The sequence below is a fragment of the Paenibacillus sp. FSL H7-0323 genome (assembly GCF_038002725.1).
GTDB classification, from domain to species: Bacteria; Bacillota; Bacilli; order Paenibacillales; family Paenibacillaceae; genus Paenibacillus_AQ; species Paenibacillus_AQ odorifer.
The window spans coordinates 2,527,464-2,550,648 of sequence record NZ_JBBODB010000001.1 but is presented as its reverse complement, the minus strand read 5'-3'; the positions used below and the strand labels follow the sequence as shown (position 1 = coordinate 2,550,648).

General features: G+C 43.3%; 22 protein-coding genes. 15 read left to right on the top strand and 7 right to left on the bottom strand.

The features are described 5' to 3' along the window. Window positions 1-11: 11 nt before the first annotated feature. Entirely contained in the window at window positions 12-1,049 is a 1,038-nt protein-coding gene (locus MHH89_RS11655; RefSeq protein ID WP_341087174.1) for a glycosyltransferase family protein, read from the bottom strand. Between the two features lie 207 nt (window positions 1,050-1,256). Here MHH89_RS11655 and MHH89_RS11650 point away from each other — a divergent pair, with 207 nt between their 5' ends. Then, entirely contained in the window at window positions 1,257-1,667 is a 411-nt protein-coding gene (locus MHH89_RS11650) for a hypothetical protein (RefSeq protein WP_248548519.1), read from the top strand. 89 nt (window positions 1,668-1,756) lie between these two features. On the opposite strand, the gene MHH89_RS11645 is transcribed toward MHH89_RS11650, so the two are convergent. After that, the gene (locus tag MHH89_RS11645) at window positions 1,757-3,112 is read right to left on the bottom strand and encodes a PFL family protein (protein ID WP_248548616.1); all 1,356 of its coding nucleotides are present in this window, start codon (window positions 3,110-3,112) and stop codon (window positions 1,757-1,759) included. Window positions 3,113-3,129: 17 nt separating this feature from the next. Continuing rightward, the gene (locus tag MHH89_RS11640) at window positions 3,130-3,399 is read right to left on the bottom strand and encodes an ACT domain-containing protein (RefSeq protein WP_036685776.1); all 270 of its coding nucleotides are present in this window, start codon (window positions 3,397-3,399) and stop codon (window positions 3,130-3,132) included. Window positions 3,400-3,616: 217 nt separating this feature from the next. Between MHH89_RS11640 and MHH89_RS11635 the strand changes: the two genes are divergently transcribed. The 9 genes from MHH89_RS11635 (at window position 3,617) to MHH89_RS11595 (ending at window position 14,826) form a co-directional block, all read left to right on the top strand. After that, on the top strand, window positions 3,617-5,248 hold the full coding sequence (locus MHH89_RS11635) for a diguanylate cyclase (RefSeq protein WP_076130764.1): 1,632 nt from the start codon (window positions 3,617-3,619) through the stop codon (window positions 5,246-5,248). Between the two features lie 61 nt (window positions 5,249-5,309). Then, window positions 5,310-5,681: a response regulator gene (locus tag MHH89_RS11630; protein ID WP_076130763.1), complete on the top strand. Its 372-nt coding sequence runs from the start codon at window positions 5,310-5,312 to the stop codon at window positions 5,679-5,681. After that, the gene (locus MHH89_RS11625; protein WP_341087173.1) at window positions 5,668-8,928 is read left to right on the top strand and encodes an ATP-binding protein; all 3,261 of its coding nucleotides are present in this window, start codon (window positions 5,668-5,670) and stop codon (window positions 8,926-8,928) included. Before MHH89_RS11630 ends, MHH89_RS11625 begins: the two co-directional genes overlap by 14 nt. Window positions 8,929-9,162: 234 nt before the next feature. Continuing rightward, the gene (locus MHH89_RS11620; protein ID WP_076281536.1) at window positions 9,163-11,019 is read left to right on the top strand and encodes an assimilatory sulfite reductase (NADPH) flavoprotein subunit; all 1,857 of its coding nucleotides are present in this window, start codon (window positions 9,163-9,165) and stop codon (window positions 11,017-11,019) included. A 46-nt stretch (window positions 11,020-11,065) separates the two neighbouring features. Next, window positions 11,066-12,790, top strand: coding sequence for an assimilatory sulfite reductase (NADPH) hemoprotein subunit (gene cysI, locus MHH89_RS11615; RefSeq protein WP_076281461.1), 1,725 nt, complete (start codon window positions 11,066-11,068; stop codon window positions 12,788-12,790). Window positions 12,791-13,633: 843 nt separating this feature from the next. After that, window positions 13,634-13,807, top strand: a complete 174-nt coding sequence (locus MHH89_RS11610) for a transposase (protein WP_341087172.1) — start codon at window positions 13,634-13,636, stop codon at window positions 13,805-13,807. Next, the gene (locus MHH89_RS11605) at window positions 13,791-13,952 is read left to right on the top strand and encodes a hypothetical protein (protein ID WP_341087170.1); all 162 of its coding nucleotides are present in this window, start codon (window positions 13,791-13,793) and stop codon (window positions 13,950-13,952) included. The genes MHH89_RS11610 and MHH89_RS11605 overlap by 17 nt, the downstream gene beginning before the upstream one ends. Before the next feature lie 53 nt (window positions 13,953-14,005). Then, complete coding sequence (locus MHH89_RS11600; protein WP_341087169.1) at window positions 14,006-14,197, top strand: hypothetical protein; 192 nt, start codon at window positions 14,006-14,008, stop codon at window positions 14,195-14,197. An 8-nt stretch (window positions 14,198-14,205) separates the two neighbouring features. Next, window positions 14,206-14,826: an IS3 family transposase gene (locus MHH89_RS11595; protein WP_341087167.1), complete on the top strand. Its 621-nt coding sequence runs from the start codon at window positions 14,206-14,208 to the stop codon at window positions 14,824-14,826. 543 nt (window positions 14,827-15,369) lie between these two features. On the opposite strand, the gene MHH89_RS31325 is transcribed toward MHH89_RS11595, so the two are convergent. The 3 genes from MHH89_RS31325 to MHH89_RS11590 form a co-directional block, all read right to left on the bottom strand. Next, the gene (locus MHH89_RS31325; protein WP_256721836.1) at window positions 15,370-15,504 is read right to left on the bottom strand and encodes a hypothetical protein; all 135 of its coding nucleotides are present in this window, start codon (window positions 15,502-15,504) and stop codon (window positions 15,370-15,372) included. A gap of 29 nt (window positions 15,505-15,533) precedes the next feature. Continuing rightward, window positions 15,534-15,746 (bottom strand): cellulose binding domain-containing protein, encoded by a 213-nt coding sequence (locus MHH89_RS31320; RefSeq protein WP_445739141.1) that lies wholly within the window; start codon window positions 15,744-15,746, stop codon window positions 15,534-15,536. 67 nt (window positions 15,747-15,813) lie between these two features. Beyond that, complete coding sequence (locus MHH89_RS11590; RefSeq protein WP_445739127.1) at window positions 15,814-17,097, bottom strand: glycoside hydrolase family 5 protein; 1,284 nt, start codon at window positions 17,095-17,097, stop codon at window positions 15,814-15,816. Between the two features lie 399 nt (window positions 17,098-17,496). On the opposite strand from MHH89_RS11590, the gene map reads away from it, so the two are divergent. Beyond that, on the top strand, window positions 17,497-18,243 hold the full coding sequence (gene map, locus MHH89_RS11585; RefSeq protein ID WP_036685786.1) for a type I methionyl aminopeptidase: 747 nt from the start codon (window positions 17,497-17,499) through the stop codon (window positions 18,241-18,243). 54 nt (window positions 18,244-18,297) lie between these two features. Here the strand turns inward: map and MHH89_RS11580 are convergent, their stop codons facing one another. Then, window positions 18,298-18,702 carry a CBS domain-containing protein gene (locus MHH89_RS11580; protein ID WP_038572361.1) on the bottom strand — a complete coding sequence of 135 codons (405 nt, stop codon included), beginning with the start codon at window positions 18,700-18,702 and terminating at the stop codon, window positions 18,298-18,300. A gap of 178 nt (window positions 18,703-18,880) precedes the next feature. On the opposite strand from MHH89_RS11580, the gene MHH89_RS11575 reads away from it, so the two are divergent. The 4 genes from MHH89_RS11575 (at window position 18,881) to MHH89_RS11560 (ending at window position 23,183) form a co-directional block, all read left to right on the top strand. Then, window positions 18,881-20,989: a methyl-accepting chemotaxis protein gene (locus MHH89_RS11575; protein ID WP_076218469.1), complete on the top strand. Its 2,109-nt coding sequence runs from the start codon at window positions 18,881-18,883 to the stop codon at window positions 20,987-20,989. A 684-nt stretch (window positions 20,990-21,673) separates the two neighbouring features. Further along, window positions 21,674-21,874: a cold-shock protein gene (locus MHH89_RS11570; RefSeq protein WP_036685790.1), complete on the top strand. Its 201-nt coding sequence runs from the start codon at window positions 21,674-21,676 to the stop codon at window positions 21,872-21,874. A gap of 64 nt (window positions 21,875-21,938) precedes the next feature. Further along, window positions 21,939-22,166: a hypothetical protein gene (locus tag MHH89_RS11565; protein ID WP_038572358.1), complete on the top strand. Its 228-nt coding sequence runs from the start codon at window positions 21,939-21,941 to the stop codon at window positions 22,164-22,166. 207 nt (window positions 22,167-22,373) lie between these two features. Further along, window positions 22,374-23,183 (top strand): GNAT family N-acetyltransferase, encoded by an 810-nt coding sequence (locus tag MHH89_RS11560; RefSeq protein ID WP_341087166.1) that lies wholly within the window; start codon window positions 22,374-22,376, stop codon window positions 23,181-23,183. Window positions 23,184-23,185 lie beyond the last annotated feature (2 nt).

Here is a 23,185-nt window from a genome sequence, read left to right as displayed (position 1 = left end):
CAGGTCACCCCCTATGGTTCCTTGAATATTTTTCTCAGCAGTAACTTTCCTTGCTGGATATAAGAATAGTTATATTTAAGTTCCTTTAGGGCACGAGAGGCAGAAATTCTTCTTTCTTCACTATGTGAAAAATAGTGCTTAAAGCTATCGGAGAGCTCTTTGAAGTTCTGGAAACGAATGAGATCTTCTTCTGCAATTCGGTAATTATGAAGATGGGGATGATCCTCCACTAACTGAAATACACCGCAAGCGGTGACCTCCATAATCTGCTGCACAGAACCAGTGCAATTGATGACGATTTTTGCTCCATTATAATAGCTGGACATATCTTTACTATGGGTGATATCAATGAAATTTCTGGGGGGTTCCCAACCACGCCCGGCGATCATTACCTTAAGGCCTTGAAGTAGGTCTGAATACGCCAACGTGTAAAGCACACTATCGATTTGAAAATCGCCAAGAATGAGTACGTCACTCTGATAACAGTCCTCCACACGTCTTGGATAATAGAGATCCGTATCCGCAGCATATGGGAGATAGCTGGAGTGTTTGCCCCATAAACCCTGGTAATAGATCAGATTAGCTATGTTCTGTGTGAAAATATAATCGAATAACAATGCCAGATTACGTTCTGTTGGAGTAAGACAAGCGGCATCTGCCATCCATACCGCTTTGGGAACATTGGAAGCTTTCAGAGCAGGGAGGTTCTCCTCCGGAAATACGGTCTCCGATCCTAGAGCTAATATTAGATCAGGTTGAAAATGGGCTAAATATTCCTCCAGATTATGCTGGAATTTAATAGCAAGTACTTCTTTGACCAGATGCCTTAGTTGATCTTTAAAAAGTCGTACATTAGGCATTTTACCGCTTGCCTCTGTAGGAACCAGCAGCAATATTCTTAATTGTTTGAGTTCCCGTTGCAAAGGCTCTGCTCTATAAGAGTTCATCTCTAGGATGAGGTTATGGTGTTGCGATGGATTAACTTGGCTGATGGTGACTTCGTGACTTGAAGGCCTTTCAGGAGTGAGCCTATTAGCTGTCTTCTTCATAATTCCTCCTGTGTTCTGTGGAGCCAGTCGTCCGCTCTAGCACCGAGTCTTGCTAATCATTATATGTGTAGGGGGTTATTTTGACTTTAGGTATAAGACCATTAATCAGAGTCTCGAAGATAAAAAGCGGATTTAGTGAAAGCTGTATATCTATCTATGACAGGGCTGGCTTGTTTAACATAAGATATACTATAAAACCTGAAAGGGATGATCGCCTTGCCAACCTTCGATAGCGTTCTAGTTACAGGAAGTCAGACCATTCAAAATGATCTGCACGTTAATGGAAATGAGACTATCGATTCGAATCTGCATTTGAATGGTAGTCAGACTATAATGGGAAGCCTAAATGTGAACGGCAGTGAATCCATACTCGGTCATCTGGGGGTTACCGGTGAAATTAGCGGGGCAGGCACCATCAGAGCTGCAACCCGGTTGATCGCTACGAACCAAGCAACATTGCCACCAGGCGCTCCTACCAGCCTGCAACAGGTTCGATACTTTTCTGTAGGTGCTGTAGGTCAGACGGGTCTCGTGCTGAAGGGCACAGATGGAAATGATTATGTATTATTTATCGATTTGACTGGCGGAACGCCTAATATCGGCATTCAACGGGCTTAATCAAGATAAACTAATATTCTCAGCTTTAGAATATAAAAAAACAGCAAGTCTCCTAAGTACAAATAGGGACTTGCTGTTAGAGGTTTCTATTAATTCTTAAAGCTATGAATTGGTGCAGGGATTCGTCCGCCACGATTAACGAAATTCGCGCAGTTGAAGCCATTCACTGCCATAACTGGTGCATATCCGAGCAGGCCGCCAAATTCGACCATTTCACCAACGTCCTTGCCGATTACTGGAATCACGCGAACCGCAGTGGTTTTGTTATTCACCATGCCGATTGCAGCTTCATCAGCGATGATGCCGGAAATGGTCTCCTTGGTGGTGCTTCCGGGGATAGCGATCATATCCAGTCCCACGGAACACACACAGGTCATAGCTTCCAGCTTCTCTAGTGTAAGGGCACCCCGCTGAACCGCTTGAATCATGCCGTGATCTTCACTGACTGGAATAAAGGCTCCACTAAGTCCACCTACATAGGAGGAGGCCATCACGCCACCTTTTTTAACATTGTCATTTAGGATTGCCAGAGCAGCAGTTGTTCCCGGAGCCCCAGCTTCCTCCAGACCCATGACTTGAAAGATTTCGGCAATGGAATCTCCGATTTCTGGAGTAGGAGCTAAGGATAGATCGATAATCCCAAAAGGAACATTCATCCGTTTGGAAGCCTCTTGAGCAACTAGCTGACCGACACGTGTGACTTTGAAGGCTGTCCGTTTAATGGTTTCACATAAGGTTTCAAAATCCTGTCCTCGAACCTCTTCAAGCGCACGTTTGATGACACCAGGACCGCTGACGCCAACGTTGATGACACATTCCCGCTCTCCAACCCCGTGAAATGCTCCGGCCATAAAAGGGTTGTCCTCAACGGCATTACAGAAGACTACCAGCTTGGCGCAGCCGATGGAATCCCGATCCTTGGTGCGTTCCGCAGTTTGGATAATGATATCACCCATTAATTTCACAGCATCCATGTTGATTCCACTTCTGGAGGAACCGACATTGACCGAGGAGCAGACTCTTTCAGTGACTGCCAATGCTTCTGGAATACTGTCGATCAGAATACGATCGCCTTTGGTGCAGCCTTTTTGTACAAGTGCAGAGAAGCCGCCGATAAAGTTAACGCCTACCTCTTTTGCAGCCTTGTCCAGGATTTCAGCAACAGGTACATAGGTATCTGTCTTCACCGCACCAGCGGCAATAGCGATGGGTGTGACAGAAATCCGTTTGTTAACGATAGGAACCCCAAATTGTCTTTCCAGATCTTCACCCGTCTTTACGAGCTTTTCAGCGGATCTGGTGATTTTGTCATATACATTTTGATTAAAGGTGCGCATATCCGTGTGGGCACAATCCATGAGGCTGATCCCCATCGTTATGGTACGCACATCCAGATTCATTTCACGAATCATCTTATTCGTTTCTTGTACTTCCACTAGTGATATCATGGTCAGCCATCCTCCTAGATTCGGTGCATAATATTAAAAATATCCTCATGCTGAAGCTTGATTTCCACGCCAATCGATTCGCCAAGCAAATGTAATTCCTCTACAATATTCTCAAAAGCTTTAGTTGAGCTAGAAATGTCTACAATCATCATCATGTTAAAATAATCTTGAACAATCGTCTGCGAAATATCCAGAATGTTCAAATTGTGTTCGGCTAGATATGTACATACTTTAGCGATAATCCCTACTTTATCTTTTCCTAATACAGTAATAATCCCCTTCATGAATACAGCCTCCCTTTGTATTTGTTGATTTCACCGTGTATACGGAATGAACCATTCCAACTATTATTGCAAATGATGAAACAAGCTTCAACCAAAGGTTTTTTGTCAGTTTGATTAAATATTTGTTTTGGCAGCTGAAATTATAGAAAATTCATTTGACAGCCTATAAAAAATGTGATGAACTGAGAGTTTGATATGATAGTCTGAAGGAGTAAATATGACTACACAAAAATATAAAGACATGGTTGAGCAAAGAACGAAGATGACCCTCCAGGAATGGACGGAACAGGCGGAAGTGAAGGAAAAGGACATTTATCGTTTCTTGCATAATTTAAAAGGCACTGCTGGAACTGTCGGATTACCGGATGTCGAACAATTTGCCGAGGATACGCTGCCCTATTTCATGGAAAGCAGTCTTAAGAGTTGGTCAGTCGAGGAATGGGGGGATTATTTATATCCACTGATTCCATTGTTTAATGTCCATTCATTGGCAGCTTCAAGCTCTGTCAAAGCATTGGATAAAAAGGGACCTGCTGAGACACTCACGCAGAATGATATTCTTCTTATCGACGATGATGTAGAGTTAGTTGCTTATCTGAAAGAGTCGTTGGAGAGGCAGAATTACTATGTAAGCATTGCCTTATCTGCTGAACGGGGACTCAAAATCTTTTATGAAACGAAACCAGATCTCATTCTGCTGGATATTCTTTTACCGGATAAAAGCGGGATTGAGGTGTTGAACCAAATTATCGGCAAGGCTAAAAAAGAACGAATTCCCATTATTATTATAAGTGGGGAGTACTCCAAAGCGACGCAAATGCAGGCGTATTCGCTGGGGGTGATGGATTTTTTGCCGAAGCCTGTAGATATTGATTTATTTCTGGTATTGATCAAAAATCGCTTTCAGCTCAAAAGAGAATGGCAGGAGTCCATCATCGTGGATGATTTGACCGGCGCATTCAATCGCAAACACTTCAATCAAGTCATGAAGCAGCTGATTGGTGATTTTAAGCGGACCAACCGCGTATTTTCGTTAGCGCTGATTGATTTGGATTATTTTAAAAACGTTAATGATACATATGGTCACCTAATCGGAGACGAAGTGCTGCAGGGCTTTTCCGAGCTTGTGAAGAATTCCATCCGTCTGGAGGATACCTTTTGCCGTTATGGGGGAGAAGAGTTTGCAGTATTTTTACCTCACACGGATGCGGAATCTGCAATGTTGGTTATACAACGTATTCAAGAGCGGTTTGCGGCGACTGACTTTTTTGCGAAAAATGAAATCTTTCATGTGACTATCTCTAGCGGGATTTCTGAGGTAACAGATGCCGAGAATATAGCCGATAAATTGATTGAGGAAGCAGATCAGGCTCTTTATGCCAGTAAGCATGCTGGAAGGAATCAGACAACGCTTTATTCGGACCATTTATCCACTACTAAAAAGCATTCGGTTCTGAATGTGATTGTTGTGGATGACGATACGCTAATTCGGAGAATTGTGACCAGTCAGTTCGCCATTTGGGAGCCGGAGAATATTGCTGAGGTGAAGGTTAGCAGCTATGCGAATGGGCTTGATTTCCTGCAATCGGATTGGTATGCCGTGGATGAGAAGTATATTATTTTGCTGGATGGTGTGATGCCTGATCTGGATGGAGTAGAAGTTCTGGAAAGAATCCGCAAAACGTATCCGGAAGTAAATATATTAGTGATCATGTTGACGGGAAGGAATAATCAGGCGGATATTGTACATGCCCTGCAGATGGGTGCCGATGATTATGTAGTCAAACCGGTCCATATGCCTGAGTTATTGTCGAGGATAGAGCGGTTGGCTCATAGATTTTTGTTCTAATTGGGTTCTGAATATGTTGTGAGCACCAGGAGAGATCTAAAGCGGAGGGAACTAGGCAGCTATGCAAAAGGTAATGGTAGTGGATGATGAAGAAGTATTACGAATGTTAATCGTAGACACCTTAGAAGATTTGGAAGACGTGGAGATCCACACTGCCGAGAACGGATTAGAGGCGCTTTCAAAATTGTCACAGGATCATTATGATTTGGTGATATTGGATTATATGATGCCTGAAATGACAGGGATTGAAGTCCTAGGTCAACTGGATGATGAGAAAAAGAAGGCTACAGCTATTTTAATGTTAACAGCCAAAGCCCAAGATGTAGATCGTCTTCGAGCGGTAGATGCAGGCGCACGTTATTTTATGCCAAAACCTTTTAGTCCGATGGAACTCTTGCAGATTGTGGAGGGGATCCTAAGTGACAAAGGGTAGCAGCTCTAATCACAGTATTAAAAATAGATATTTTCGTATCATTGCCTTGGTTTTTTCGTTAATCATTCTTATGGGATCTGTATTTTTGTTTTTCATAAACAATGAGCAGAACAAATTAAGTAGAGACCGTGAAGTTCTGCAAAATAAGGCGGACACGATTAACGAATTGGCGACTGCGTTAAATGAGGTTTTTTTCCGAGCGAGGGGATTCAGCGCACTTAAGAGTGACAATGAATTAGATCTCCTAAACTTAGGACTTGTTAACTTTGATAAGATTCTGGATACCTATTCTAATCTCAGTTTATCTCCGGAAGAAGCTTTGTTTAGAGATGGTTTGAAAGCATTTTATGTTCAGTACAAAACTAAAGTTTTGCCGGAAGCGATTCGGTTTGTCGAGGCAGACGATTATGTGTCTTTGAGAGCTCTATCCGCAGATGGCAACACGAAATCAGTAAATGATTTTTTAATGTATACAAAAGAGTACAAGCAACGATCCGATGCCGCTTTAAATACTATGGCTATGGATTACATCAAACGTGCCAATGAATTTACCTTTATCGCATTCTTTTTCAGCACGATTATTCTGCTAATCTTCACCTTTATGATCTGGCGGATTCTGAAGAACCTAATAGATCCTATTCTGAAGCTGGAAGGGGCAACCCATTCCCTGGCTGCAGGAGAAGAAATTCTTCTGGGCAAGCTTAAGAATCAAGATGAAATTGGCCGACTTTATGATGCTTTTCTAAATATGGCTAGAAGTATTCAAGATAAAGAAGAAGAATTGATGATGCAGAATGAAGAGCTGCATGCGCAGCAGGATGAACTTCAGGATCAGCAATATAGGCTGCAGCGCTCGCTTAGTGAAATTGAGAGTATGATGAAAGCCTTGGATCAATCGTCTGCGGTGGGGATCCTTACTGCTAAAGGTGTCTTTACCTACGCGAATGATAATTTAAGTGGATATACCCGCTATAAAAAGTCTGAGATTATCGGTTACACCTATAAGTTATTTGAACTTTATAATCTCTCTGATGAGGGTTATCAGAAAATCTTTAACAAATTAAATACAGGCGGAGTGTGGAACAATGAGCTGCAGATTCTAGCCAAAGACGGATTGCCCATCTGGCTGCATCTGACGATTGTGCCTTACCTGAATGAAGAGGGTGTGATTTATCAATACATCCTTATTGCGAACGATATCACCTCAATGAAAAGCGTGCAGCAGGAGCTAGCCGAAACGTTAAAAAACACAGAACAGACCAAGATGATGCTAGAGCTAAATAATCAGCTGAATCATGATATTACTTATACTTTGGATAAACATGAATTTGCCGATAAGTTTATTGAGTTTATGCATCGCCTGTATGCCTTTGATTCGAGTTTCTTCCTGCTTGTGAAAGATAATATCGCGGCTGTGAAAGGCATTCCCCAGGAGAATGTGGAGCGTTATCTTGATCATGAGAATAATGAGATGTTATATCGCTTGCAAGCGGAAAAAACGTACCTAATCAAGCGCCTGGCCACACAATCAGAGCAAGGGATTTCTGCGAGTGAGGTCTATGTTTACGACTTCTACACTACTGTTGTGAACGCAGAGGATGAGATTCTTGCAGTGTTCTGTGGCAGCCGGATTGGTCATTCCTTCAGCAAAGAAGAGATTAATGAGGTTCAGGGGATGATGAACCGCGTAGCGCTGGCGATTGAACGTTTATTCATGTATGAAGAGATTGAACATGGACGAAAGCTGAATCGGGACATCGTAAATAATGTGAACGAGGGCATACAATTTGTGAATACAGAAGGTATGCTCCTGCAGATGAATAAAGCGTTGAGCAACATTTTTAATTATGAGTGGACAGAAGGAGCTTTGATTCCCCGTCAGAAATGGATGGATTATTTCATTGAGCACTCGAATGAGAATCATGAACTTCGGATGTTTTTTGAAAAAGCGATTGCTGAGGATGCTCTGGAATCCAGCAGCATGCAATACTCCATTGGAACTGAATCGATGAAGCATATTGATGTGTATGCGATCCCTGTATTCCGTCGCGAGCTGCGTATTGGTACATTGTTTGTTTACAGAGATATCACTAGAGAATATGAGCTGGACCTTATGAAATCTGATCTTGTCAGTACGGTAAGTCATGAGCTAAGAACACCGCTATCGAGTGTACTTGGTTTCACAGAACTGTTATTATCTAAGACCATGAAGCCTGAGAAGCAGCTTAAATATCTGGAGACGATTCATAAAGAAGCTAAACGACTGACGGAGCTCATTAATGATTTTCTTGATTTGCAGAGAATGGAGTCAGGTAAGCAGCAATATATCACGGAGCATTTGAATCTCAGTGAAATTGTATTAGGCGTAATTGATCAATATAAACTGAGCAGTACCCATCATGTACTCCTAGTGGATGAGGCTTTGAATGCGGATGTTGACGTGGACAAGGATAAGATTGTCCAAGTTCTGACGAATCTGTTAAGTAATGCGATTAAATTCTCGCCTGATAACAATGAAGTTAAAGTACTGCTGCATAACGAGTCGGATAGAATTATTGTACGTATCCAGGATAATGGTCTTGGCATTCCTAAGGATCAAATAGGACAGCTATTCCAAAAATTCAGAAGAGTGGATAATAGCGCCTCTAAAAGAATTGGAGGAACAGGACTCGGGCTTGCCATCTGTAAGGAGATTATTGAGAAGCAAAAGGGAAATATCGGTATAGATTCCGTTGAAGGAGAGGGCACTACCGTCTGGTTTAGCCTCCCTATCCTCCATGCGGAAGCGAGCCGGCAACAGGATGAGCTTAATAAATGGAGCACCGATAAAGAGCTCAAGCCTAATGTGATGATCGTTGAAGATGATTACAGTCTATCGTTGCTTTTATCAGAAGAGCTTAAAGGGAAGGGCTTCCGTGTTACCCATCATTACCATCCACAGCAAGCTTTTGATCAGGCCTTGAAAACACCATTTGTGGCGATTGTGGTAGATTTGATGTTGGGTGAAGAACTGGATGGCTGGGATTTAATCCGAATGCTTAAAGAAGATCCAAGAACTGAAAATATACCTATCGTTATTTCTTCTGCTCTGGATCAATCGGATAAGAATCAATTAAACGATGTAATTCAAAAATATTTAACTAAACCTTATCCACCCGGCGAGCTGTCGAATACGCTTGAGGAGATAGTGAAGATTAAGACGGGGAGCGGCGAGGTGTTATTTCCCGAAAGTAAGCAAAAATTATAGCTTTTATTTATCACAATATTTTATAAATAGTATCACTTTTTATAATGAAACCGATCAAAACAGGTTAAATCATACTGTTTTGATCGGTTTTTACGTACTTTATAGATGATTTTTCAATAAAATACAATTATTAGGTTAAATCGACATCATTGATCGTTTACAATTATTGTGATAGCCTGATTTCATGAGGTACGGATCATCAGAAGATTTCATGTTTAGGAGAGGTGGATATTGTTGCAACTACAGGTAACGAACAGTCCTTTTAACGAGAGCCAAGTCGAGCTACTCAATCGTCTTCTACCATCCTTAACGGAGACACAGCAAATATGGCTTAGCGGTTATTTGTCAGCCATGGGCTTTACTACTGCACCATCGGCAAGTGCCGGGGTTCAAGCAGTACAATCAAATACGATAGGAAATGTGGAAGGTAGTACCGTTAGTCAACCTGCAGCTTCACGTGAAGTGACCGTGTTGTTTGGGTCCCAGACAGGGAACTGCCAACGGCTGGCTGGGAGCTTGTCCCGCAAGCTGGAGGAGCAAGGATTTCAGGTCACACTCACTGCGATGAACAGCTTTAAGCCCAATGCGCTTAAGAAGGTTGAGAACCTCCTATTGCTGGTCAGTACACATGGTGAAGGCGAGCCGCCAGATAATGCACGGATGTTCCATGAATTTCTCTATAGCAAAAGAGCTCCTCAATTAGAGAATCTGAAGTTCTCAGTGCTGGCACTGGGGGATACCTCCTATGAATTCTTTTGTCAGACCGGCAAGGACTTCGATCAGCGGCTTGAGGAACTTGGCGGCAAGCGGTTAAGTCCACGTGTGGATTGTGATCTTGATTATGATGATTCGGTTACCGAGTGGTTTGAAGGCGTCATTAGTGCCTTAAATGCACATTTAAATGCTCCGGCCATTGCGGCAAAAGCGGTTCAAGCTGCGGAAGACGCAGATTCTCGGGAGCCTTTGTATACCCGCAACAATCCTTTTAAAGCGGAAGTATTGGAGAATCTAAATCTGAACGGACGTGGTTCTGACCGTGAGACCCGCCATTTGGAACTATCCCTAGAAGGCTCGAACATACAATTTGAACCAGGGGATGCGCTGGGTGTCTATCCGGAGAATCATCCTGAATTGGTAGACGCTATTATTCATACTATGGGCTGGAATCCTAATGATATTGTTCCATTTAATAAAAAAGGGGAAGACGGCACCTTACGTGAGGCCCTTCTTCACCACTATGAAATCACTGTATTGACCAAACCGTTACTTGAACAAGCGGCGAAGTTATCTTCTTCTAACCGATTAAGTGATCTATTGTCGCCAGAACGTGCGCAACAGCTTAAGGAATATATTCAAGGCCGCGATCTGCTCGATTTAGTTCAGGACTTCTCTCCATGGGAGGGTTCGGCCAGTAGCTTTGTGACTATTTTGCGCAAGCTTCCGGCACGACTCTATTCAATTGCCAGCAGCTATAAAGCTAATCCAGATGAGGTTCATTTAACGGTTAGAGCTGTACGTTATGAGGCACATGGCCGTGAGCGTTATGGGGTCTGCTCGGTACATTGTGCTGAAAGAGTCCAGCCGGGAGATACGTTGCCCATCTACATTCAACATAATCCGAACTTTAAGCTTCCGACGAATCCTGATGCACCGATCATTATGATTGGACCGGGCACAGGTGTTGCACCCTTCCGCTCTTTCCTGGAGGAACGTGGCGAGCTTGGGGCGGAAGGTAAATCATGGCTGTTCTACGGAGATCGGCATTTTGTGACGGACTTCCTCTATCAGACGGACTGGCAGAGAATGCTTAAAGACGGCTTGTTAACTAAGCTGGATGTTGCTTTCTCCCGTGATACCGAAGAGAAAGTATATGTTCAGCATCGCATTTTGGAAAAGAGCCGCGAGGTCTACGAATGGCTGCAAGCGGGAGCTCATATTTACATTTGCGGAGACGAGAAGCATATGGCACATGATGTTCATTCTGCTCTGATTACTGTCATCCAGCATGAGGGTGGTCTGAGTCCTGAAGAAGCGGCAGCTTATTTGGATAATATGCAGCAGGCGCAGCGCTACCAACGTGATGTTTACTAATGGATAGAGGAAAGTTATCGAATGACTTCGGGGGGAGATAACAACAATGGCAAACAATGAAAAGGTTAAGCCGATCGGCGGGCCTCCAAGCGATGTTGAGCACATTAAGCAAGAGAGTAACTATCTGCGGGGCGCGCTTGTTGAGACATTAAGCAATCCGATTACCGGAGGCTTGCCGGAAGATGATAATCGGCTGCTGAAATTTCACGGAAGCTATATGCAGGACGATCGGGATTTACGCAACGAGCGTGAACGGCAAAAGCTGGAGCCTGCATTCCAGTTCATGCTTCGTGTAGTTGCCCCAGGCGGGGTAGCGACACCAGAGCAGTGGCTAGTGATGGATGATCTGGCACAAAAATACGGCAATGGAACCTTACGTCTGACTACCAGACAGGCGTTTCAAATGCATGGGGTACTCAAATGGAATCTTAAGAAAACCATCCGCAGCATTAATGATACGCTGATGACGACGCTGGCAGCTTGCGGCGATGTTAACCGTAACGTAATGAGTAATCCGAATCCTTACCAGTCAGAGGTGCATGCAGAGGTCTACGAATGGGCGCGCAAAGTAAGTGATCACTTATCACCACGTACGCCTGCTTACCATGAAATCTGGTTGGACGGTGAGAAGGTAGTAGATAGCTTAGGCGAACGTGCGGAAGTAGAACCGATCTATGGACCGGTATATTTACCGCGCAAATTCAAGATTGGTCTAGCGGTGCCTCCTTCTAATGATGTGGATGTATTCTCGCAAGATCTGGGTTTTATCGCTATTCTGGAAAATGAGAAACTAGTCGGCTTCAACGTTTCTGTAGGCGGCGGTATGGGGATGACTCATGGCGATACCAGTACTTATCCTCAGTTGGGACGTATAATTGGTTTTTGCCGTCCGGAACAGTTGATTGATGTGGCAGAAAAGACCGTAACGATCCAGCGGGATTATGGTAATCGTTCTGTCCGCAAAAATGCACGGTTCAAATATACAATTGACCGCCATGGTCTGGATTGGTTCGTAGACGAACTGCATGAAAGACTCGGATGGCAGCTTGAAGCAGCACGTGATTATCATTTTGATCACAACGGAGACCGTTACGGCTGGGTGAAGGGGACCAACGGAAAATGGAATCTGACACTTTATATCCAAAGCGGACGGATTCATGACCAAGAAGGATACACCTTGATGAGTGGCTTGCGGGAGATTGCTAAGATTCATACTGGAGATTTCCGGCTAACGCCGAATCAGAATCTAACGATTGCCAACGTCACTACTGCCAAAAAACGCAAAGTAGCTGAGCTGGCTAAACAGCATGGACTAACAGATGGAGCACATCTTTCTGCATTGCGGCGCAGCTCCATGTCCTGTGTAGCACTGCCAACCTGCGGACTTGCGATGGCTGAAGCGGAACGCTATCTACCTTCGCTGATAGATAAGCTGGAGCTTGTTATAGATAAAGCTGGTTTGCGGGACGAGGAAATTGTGATCCGAATGACCGGCTGCCCTAATGGCTGTGCTAGACCGGCGCTGGGTGAAATCTCGTTTATCGGCAAGGCTCCTGGCAGATACAATATGTATTTAGGAGCAGGCTTTACGGGTGATCGCCTCAATAAAATGTATAAAGAAAACATAGATGAGAAGGAGATCCTAGAGACGCTTGAACCTATTCTTCACCGATATGCCAAAGAACGTCAACAAGGCGAGCATTTTGGAGATTTCGTGATCCGTGCAGATTATGTTAAAGCCGTTACCTCTGGACTTAATTTCCATGACTAAATGAAAGTAGATTTAAAAATGTCCCGGGGCCAGTTGATGGCTGCCGGGATTTTTGTGGTTTGGTCGTAGTTAGATGCGCGGGGTGTCGTGTCGTACACATAATGCTCCAGAGGTAAAGAACGGTAGGTGAGCGCAGACGAGCGCAGACGAATAGAAGATGAGTAGTAGATGAGGGGCAGATGAGTAGTAGATGAGTAGTAGATGAGGGGCAGATGAGTAGTAGATGAGTAGTAGATGAGTAGTAGATGAGTAGTAGATGAGTAGTAGATGAGCAGCAGATGAGGGGCAGATGAGTAGTAGATGAGCAGCAGATGAGTAGTAGATGAGCGCTGACGAGCGGCAGTAGACTAACAAGGTGACGGACTCAGGAGCCCTTATTTCCTGAAATCTTGCCAATTTGCCGAGTGTTCGGACACCAGCGCCGTTAAGGGTATGAAAAGAGGCTGAAATAGGCCTTTTTCAGAGGAATAAGGTCTCTCCAGTCCGAAAGTTATTCAAAACGGCTTAAATCGCACAAATAGCGTCATCTGAGTCCGAAAATCACAACAAAGCGCTCAAAAGGTAAAGAACGGCAGATGAGCAGCAGATGAGCGAGATGAGTAGTAGATGAGCAGCAGATGAGCGCAACGAGCGGCAGTAGACTAACAAGGTGACGGACTCAGGAGCCCTTATTTCCTGAAATCTTGCCAATTTGCCGAGTATTCGGACACCAGCGCCGTTATGGGGATGAAAAGAGGCCGAAATAGGCCTTTTTCAGAGGAATAGCGGCTCTCCTGAAGCTAGAATAAAAAGTGGACAGTAGTTAACAGACTGGCGATAATGAGTCCACGGAGGTGTGTTCACATGGGAGAACATCGACAACGGTATAACGAAGAATTTAAAAAACAGACAGTGCAGTTCATTCAAGAGCAAACAAAGACAGTGGGCGACTTGGCGGAAGAGCTCAACATCCCAAAAAGTACCCTGCATCAATGGATGAGCCAGTATCGAGAACTAAAGAATGAACTTAAGAGCTAGCGTGGATCGAGTACGGGAACTCGAGGCACAGTTGAAAGAAATGAGCCGTCAACTTCAAGAAAAAGATAACAAGATTGCCGATGTGGAAGAGGAATTAGCGATCGTAAAAAAAGCAGTGCACATCTTCAGCAAACCAAGGAACTGAGATTCCAGTTTATTGAAAAACATCGCTCCGAGTTTCTCTTGGAGAAGATGTGCATGACCCTACATGTGTCACGGAGCGGGTACTACAAGTGGCGGACAGAAAAAACCAGTACGCATATGCTTCGTAAGGCTGCGATAATGAAGCGAATTCAGTATCATTTTGCAGACCATCAAAAGCGGTATGGGAGTCCGAAGATCACCCGCCTGTTACATCAGAAGGTTATACCGTTACCGAACGCACGGTGAGTGTGTACATGCGACATATGAAGCTTCGCTCCATTGTCTCCAAAACGTATCGGGTACAGACCACTGACTCCAATCATGACCATCCGATTGCCCCGAATACGCTGAACCAGCAATTTAAAATACTCAAACCCAATTCAGTATGGGTTACCGACATTACGTACATTCCTTGCCGGGGAGGGCGCTTGTACCTGGCTAGTGTGATGGACCTTTGCACGCGCGAAATCGTGGGGTGGCGTTTGGACAACCATATGGAAACTAGCTTGATTTCGGGCGCTTTACAAGATGCCTACGAAGCTAAACAACCGGAAAAGGGTCTATTACATCACTCCGATAGAGGTTCTCAATATACTTCTCATGAATACACGAAGCAGTTGAAAGCGTATGGCATGGAGTCCAGCATGAGCCGCAGAGGTAACTGTTATGATAACGCCTGTATCGAGTCGTGGCACAGCATTTTGAAAAAGGAGCTCATTTATTGTAATCCGCGATTCAAAACTAAGGAGCAAGCCTACCAGACACTTTTTCAATATATTGAGTTTTACTATAACCGCAAGCGAATGCATGGCGCGCTGGGTTATCTTTCTCCAGTTCGTTTTGCTGAGCAATTGACTAGAACGTCTGTTGCGTGACTGTCCACTTTCTTGACAGAGGTCCATCCAGTCCGAAAGTTGCTCAGAACGGCTTAAATCGCAAAAATAGCGTCATCTGAGTCCGAAAATCACAACAAAGCGCTCAAAAGGTAAAGAACGGCAGATGAGCGCAGACGAGCGGTAGTAGACTAACATTAGAGTAGTGAAAGGGTCATATTAGATAGTGGGACAGAGTGATATTAGCGCAGTAGGAGCAATTGTAGAGTAATACGCAGAACAGCAGGAGCAATAGTGAAGTAACGCAGAACAGCCAAATAAAAGAGAAGCAACCGACTAGCGGAACAATAGACGAGCGACAGTAGACTAACATCAAAGTAGTAACAGTCCAGCGGTAGACTAACATCAGAGTAGTAACATTCCGGGAGCAGGCTAACAGCAGTAGATCACCGTTGACTGACAAATCTAGCAACAGCCTTCATTTGATCTACAATAATCTAGTAAGATCCCAACATCTGCGCTACAACAGATTCAATTTAAAAACCAGCAAGTCTCCAATTCCGGGAGGCTCGCTGGTTTATGTGTTTAAGGAGCGATGCCGGAGATCAGTACATCGTTTTGATACAGGGTTACTTTGTTCCAAGTGCTGAAGGAAACTTTGGTTGGATCGAACGAATAGTCATTTGCTTCATTGAAGTTAGACCAGTCGCTTTTGTGCACGCGTAATTGGATTTCTCCTGATTGTCCACCTAAGGTATGGAGCCCGCGCTAGTATTGAAAGTAAGCTCAACGTAAGAGTCGGCGTTCGTCCCACTTGTGGACCCGAGGGCAACCGATATATTAGAAGCACCGACCTGCGCCCAATCGATTACTCCATTGAGAGAGGCGCTTCCATCTTTAGTAAAGTAATAACGAATTTTCAGTCCATTTAAATTGACTGCCGTTGTTCCGTTGTTATAGATGTTGAAGTAGGGCTTGATTGAGTTATCAGTAGCATTGGTATCTGCTGCACGGTAGTAAAGTGCCAGATTACTGGATGGCGAGTAGAGTAGGAGTGGCTGTAGGTGTTACTGTAGCTGTTGGTGTAGGTGTAGGTGTAGGTGTAGGTGTAGGTGTAGGTGTAGGTGTAGGTGTAGGTGTAGGTGTAGGTGTAGGTGTAGGTGTAGGTGTAGGTGTAGCTGTTGGCGTAGGTGTAGCTGTTGGTGTAGGTGTAGGTGTTGGCGTAGGTGTAGCTGTTGGTGTTGGTGTAGGTGTTGGTGTTGGTGTTGGTGTAGTGCCACCATCCGGCACAGGTTGGTAACCAGGTGTTGTGTAAATTTTATTAAGCACGGAGGTTGCTAAGGTTCCGTTTGCTCCATTAACGACTGTATTTCCCCAGTTGCTGAGTGTTCCTGCTGGACCGCTGGCTAGATCCAGATATTCAACGCCTCCGCCATTACCATACCAGGACCAGGCGAGCCAGCCCACCTTTTTTTCCTTCGTATAGCTCATAATGGTGGCTTCATCGACATCTCCACCCGTGTGCTTGTCACCGAATTCGCCGATAATCACAGGGGCTCCAATAGCCAAGGCACTATCGATATTACTCTTGACTGTAGCAGCATTACCTCCAGCATATTCGTACATATGAATTGAGAAAATAGTGTTTTTTAAGGTATCTGAATTAAATACAGCCTGACCACTAGTGAAAATAGATTGTGGGTATTGACCCCATCCCGCTGCATCTACAACTAAAGTGTTCTTAATGCCCGCATTTCTTAACGCAGGAATTGCCGCTTGGTATCCACTGGCCCATGTTGCAGTGTTCCAAGAACCGTACCATTCATTAGCAATATTCACAATGACACGATCTTCTTTACCGATCAAAGCATCCTTGATGCTGATCCAATAGTTTACTGCAGCGTTAAGGTCAGAGGTGTTGTCTGAGCCCGTAGCATCATGCACTTCCAGCATGGCAATCATTTTATACTGATCACAAAGCTTTAGAATATTTTGGACATCAGCTAAAGTATCGAGAGACCACTTGCTGCCATTAGAAAGTACAATTCTGACGGTATTGGAGCCAGTCGCTGCGATGGCCGGTATTGCAGTAGCCAGATCGTTTTTGTACCAAGTGTGTGCATGATTCACCCCACGCATTACAAAAGGACTGCCGGTGGCATCGTATAAAGTGGTACCGCTTACATAAAAACCTTTAACAGAAGTGTTTGCTGCCGCTGCCTGCTGTTGAGGTAAAGAAATAGAAAGAGTAAGGATACTAATTAATACTAACAAACTGATTTTCCGGAACGAAAAATGCTTTCTGAATTTCATCAACATTTCCTCCTTAATCAAATAGGGTTGCTTCTTTGATTATGCGTATCCTCCAGGTGGTTGCAGTAAATGCACTCAATTACAGGCATGTATCACCTCCTCAGTTATTTTGAATATAACATATAAAGGAATTTTTAGGAATAATAAATAATTTAACGATAACAATAACTTTATGTTTTATTAGAAAGATAAGAGAAATTGCTGATAAGGCACTCGTCTTTCATCTAACATTCTCAAAAAAAATGATGTTATTTTTAGATTCAGGAAGGAAAATATAATTTTTTTTGCCTAATGATTTGGATTTCTCGCGATTTTCTTTCATAATATAAAGGGTAAACTAAATACAAAAGAAGAACCGTTGCCCGTGAGCGATGTGTTCTGTACAGAAGAGGCGATATTATGATTATCATGAAAACGATGGAAGAGATCGAAAAAATGCGTGCGGCGGGAAAAATTCTCGCTGAATGTCATCGTCAAATTGCGCAAATTTTGCAGCCTGGTATTACGACCTGGGAAATTGATGAATTTGCAGAAAAATTTATATTGTCTCAAGGAGCTACTCCTGAGCAAAAAGGATATAATGGGTACCCGTACGCAACCTGTGCATCTGTAAATGATGTAATATGCCACGGATTCCCGAAAAAAGAGCCGCTAAAAGACGGGGATATCGTAACCATTGACATGGTTGTTAACTTAAACGGCTGGTTGGCAGATTCGGCCTGGTCTTACGGGATTGGCAATATTAGTGAACAGGCGACCAAACTTCTAGACACTACTAAGGAATCTTTATTCCGTGGAATCGAGCAGGCGGTTGCAGGCAACCGTATTGGCGATGTTGCGCATGCCATCCAAGTTTATGCAGAGTCTAACGGGTTTTCTGTAGTGCGTGATTTTATTGGCCACGGGATCGGTTCAGAAATGCATGAAGCTCCGGAAGTACCTCACTATGGTCCAGCAGGGAGAGGGCCTCGTCTTAAAGAGGGGATGGTATTTACCATTGAGCCCATGCTGAACACAGGCAGTTACAGAACAAAAATTGATGCGGATGGTTGGACTGCGCGTACCATTGACGGCGGATTGTCAGCACAATATGAGCATACTTTAGCGATTACCCCACAAGGAACGATTATCCTGACTGAACTGTAATTTTGATGAAAAATAAAATGACCAGTCTCCGTAATGGAGATTGGTCATTTTTTATTAATCTGTAATGTTGCGAGTGTAATATTCAATGATATCTTTTCTCCTAATAATTCCAACAAATACACCCTCATTATCAATCACAGGAACGAAATTCTGATCCGCAGCAAGCGTCAGCATATCCTCCATTTCTGCATTAATGAGAACACTTTCGTTATGAACATGCTTTTGGATGTCGCTTACTGGAACTTCCCCTATATTGTCAAAGGTTAAATCTGCTGTGTTTTTCAGCTTCCACAATAGATCACCCTCCGAAAGTGTTCCTACATATTTTCCTTCATTATCAATAATAGGGATAGCCGTGTAATGGTGCTGTTCTAATTGTTCTAAGGCTTCCAGCATGGATAGTGAGTTAGTGATATAGGCGACTTGATCTTTTGGCAACAAAAAAGAGGATATTTCCATCGGCATGAACTCCTTTGTATTATGTTATTTTTTGATTAGGCTACTTTTATTTAAACATACTTTTGGAATGGATAGAATTTTAAATTTTCACCCCTTGAATTATAGGTAATAAGTCCTATTGAATAGAGGTCGTATTTTGTCGATTAAAGATATATTATCCTAGAGTGGAGTTGTTCAGATGGCATTGTATCGAAGGCTTTCATTAACGTTTAAATTTGTTATGGTGGTAAGTTTAGTAATTATTGTGATCTTTTTCTTTAGTTTAGTCGCAAACCTGGCTAATCTGCGTAGTGTGAGCATATCCAACGGTGAACTTCAGGCAGAGGTCGCAGGAAAAAGTTATGCGGAGACCATTCAGAATAGAATGATAGACATTCAGTCGACGGGTGAAGCGCTCGCTGAAGTACTCCTTGAATCAAGAGAACGTCAAACCTTGGACCGTGAAGATGTTGTTTCTACAATGAAAACTATGCTTGAGCACAGACCAGAAATTTTTGGGATGAGCATATTATGGGAACCCAATGCTTTTGATCAGAACGATCAGGCTAATATAAATAAGATGCCATATGATGATGGTACGGGGCGTTTTATTCCTTATGTCTTTAGAAATCAAGGTGCAATAAAGGTTGAACCCTTAAAGAATTATGATGTAGAAGGTGCGGGTGATTATTACCTTTTACCAAAAAAAGAGAAAAAACCGGTATATATTGAACCCTACTCCTATGAGACGACTGGTGGAGCTATAGAGATGATTTCGGTCATGCTGCCAATTTTGGATAAAACGGGTGCATTTCTGGGGACTGTAGGGTTCGATGTTTCGTTAACCCAATTGCAGGAAGAAGCCGTTAACTATAAACCTCTGGGAGGTTATGTTTCTTTAATCACTGGTAATGGCAAATATGCAGCCAACCCAAATGATCCTCAAAGTGTACTCAAAGAATTCGGTGATACAGAAGATAAAACAGTACTGTGGAAGCGTGTGAAGAATGGGGAGGCCAAACTGGGATACACGATAAATTCCAAGGGAGAAGACGTGCTGCGGACTTTTGTTCCGATACCAATGCCTGGAAGTGACCAGGTCTGGTACACACAGACAGCGATCTCTAAGGATGTTATCATGGCTGATTATGAACAAGCTAAAACAGAATTTTTTATCATTATGATTATTGGGATTTTGATTTTAGCTGTTATTGTTGGTCTTCAACTATGGTTAATGGTAGTTAAACCGCTTCGTTTGTTATCTGAGAAATTGCAGCTGATGTCTCAGGGGGATTTGACTCAAACCCTGCAGGTTCGAAATGATGATGAATTCGGCAAAATGGCTACACATTTTAATCATATGACCCATAAGCTTCGAGAAATGTTTGGACTTGTCGCTGATCTATCAATGTCCGTGGGAGCTACCTCTGAAGAGCTGACAGCTAACGCTGAGCAGACTGGGAAAGCTGCTGAACAAATTGCTGTGGCAATTGGACGAGTAGCCGAAGGAGCGCAGCTGCAGAGTGATTATGCGGGTGATTCTTCAATGGCGATGAGCGAGCTGAATGTTGGAGTGCAACGGATCGCTGACTCTTCGTCATCGGTGTCTGCATCTGCAGATGAAGTTACCGATCAGACGAAAAAGGGCAGTGCCCAGCTGCAAATGGCAGTGAATCAAATGTCGGAGTTAAAGCTGTCTGTAGATGAGACGAGTCTGGCGATTGAACGTTTAGGCGAACGATCTGCTCAGATCAGCGGGATTATCGGCTTGATTTCGAACATAAGTAAACAGACCAATCTGTTGGCACTAAATGCGGCTATTGAGGCGTCCAGAGTGGGTGAACATGGCCGAGGTTTTGCGGTGGTGGCCTCAGAAATTCGCATGCTGGCAGATCAGACTAAAAAAGCTGCCGAACAAGTTACTGCTTTGGTTGAAGATGTGGTGCAAGATACTAATCAAGCTTCACAAGCGATGGCTGTCGGCAATGAAAAAGTAATTCTTGGTGTGCAGAGTGTATCTGATAGTGATCTTTTATTTACGTCGATTCTGACAGAGATGACACAGGTAACCGATCAGATCCAAGAGGTCTCAGCAGCTGCACAGCAGATGACCGCGGGGACGGAGCAAATTTCAGTTACCGTTAAACAATTAGCCGATCTTGCTTCGGAAGCTTCCTCGGACTCCCAAAGTGTGGCAGCAGCCTCTGAGGAGCAGCTTGCTTCTATGGAAGAGATCTCAGCCTCGTCGGAGTCACTCAGCTCAATGGTGCAAGACCTGTTGGATAAATTATCTTACTTTAAAATTTAGATTACCTTTTCAGATATATAGAGAAGGGCTGGCACCTAAAACTATGAAATGACTGCTGTGTCGAAAGCACATGCTTAGTCACTGGAAAATACGCTTAGTAACCTGCTAACGGACACAGTGGTCCTTAAACGTACGATTATCCGATATTTGGAATGTTATCGGACTCCAGTGCAGCTATTGGCCTAAAAAATGCTTATTATGAGCCTCTTTCCAAGGAATAGCGTCACTGGAGTCCGAAATCTAGCGGTAAAGAATAAAAACATGTAAATAACGTCTACCGAGTCCGAAAGCCCCGTAGGATAATGAATGTGTAGTCGTAGCAGGCCGCGAATGACCAAAAAACGCCGAACAGCGATTCTTCGATAACAGAAGAATCGCTGTTTTGTTGATTTTAGGATTTTGAAAGTGAGGAGGTCAGTCTCCGCTCGTAGAATCAATTATGGCACAGCTCCTTCTTACCTCCCATTTTCTTCATAATGCAGTAGAGTATCTATTTGGTGTTAGCTGTGTTATAATCAATCTATCGAAAGTATTTACCTGGCGAATTCACATAGCGTAGAGGGTTATTCTTTAGACGTTAATAACCTTGTACCATATGTGAATTTTTATTTTTTTAGAGATTTTGCAAGAGATTTTTTGAGGATAAGAATAACATGTAAATAAAAATAAGGTGGTAATTATATTATGCAAACAGGAACAGTGAAATGGTTTAACGCAGACAAAGGTTTTGGTTTTATCGAGGTTGAAGGTGGAGAAGATGTATTCGTACATTTCAGCGCTATTACTGGTGACGGATTCAAGTCCCTGGATGAAGGACAACGTGTAGAATTTAACGTAGTTCAAGGTAATCGTGGTCAACAAGCTGAGAATGTTGTAAAACTGTAAGTAGTGAAATGAATCCCCAAACGTATCGTTTGGGGATTTTTTTATAGAAAGGTGGCGGATGTAAATGCAGGTGTTTGAAGACTGGAATTTAAAAGTTAAGAAAACCTTTAACGCTACAAGTAACAAAGAAGTATTGACGGTGTCTGAAGCGGGAAGCTTGCTCGGGCTGTCTAAAGATCAAATGAAAAGTTATGTAGATCAGCATAAGTTGACTAAAGTTCCGATCATGAGAAGTGTCGTCAGATATCTTTTACTCAAGAGTGAGATCGATATGATTGTGAAAAAAACCTAAGATCATCATTAATAAATAGGGTAGACCAATCCTTGATAGGATATGGTCTTTTTTTGTCTCACAAATTTCTTATAAATAGAAACTTATCGACCCTAAGATCGTCTATAATAATGGGATATTTTAGGTAACAGTGTCATCCAGCAAAAAATATCCTCACATACTGGTGGTTATCTATCAAAACATTACGTGAGATCTAAGGAGAAAATTATGAAACGACTAGAGCGTAAAGATTATTACAAAGCTATTGAGCCTTTAGGAAAAGTGAAAATAAATACGATGTTTGCTGAGTCCGTGGTTAAACAAGTCATACCTGGCAGCGTATATGTTGACGATATCGTTAACCCGCGTGCTTTTTACATTGCTCACCCTTGTGGAATGTCTTTATTAATTGGAGAGTCGGATAATGAAGAGTTTAAGCGCGATCTTTTTGATTACATAACCAATAAAAATATGATTCGGCATCATCAAGAGTTGCTGCAGGCTGATCCAGCGGGAGGCTGGCCGGAAGTTATCGCTCATTGGAGTGAACAGGAAATGCTCCATAGAAATACAAGGGTCAACTTCAGCTTTAATTGCGAGAAATATCTGAAACAGAAAGCTTCTTATCTTAACCAAGACCTTGAAGTGGTGCGAATGAACAAAGAACGGTTTTTGGCGGCAACAGGAGGTGTCAATCCTAAGGCGTTTTGGAGGAATGAAGAGCAATTTCTTGCTGAGGGGCTGGGCTTCAATATTCTTGACGCTGGGGAAATTGCCTCTACGGCATTTTCGGGTTTTGTTAATGAGCATCAACTGGAAATTGGCATAGAAACTTCAGAAGCACATCGGGGGAAGGGCTATGCCTACGCGGTCTGTTCAGCCTTAATAGAATACTGTCTAGAACATCAGCTTGAGCCGGTGTGGGCGTGTCGTCTGGATAACGAGGGTTCTTTCAACTTAGCGCATAGATTAGGCTTTGAGACAACCTACATGATTCCCTATTATCGGCTGGTAGAATCCGTCATCAGGAAGGGTTAAGG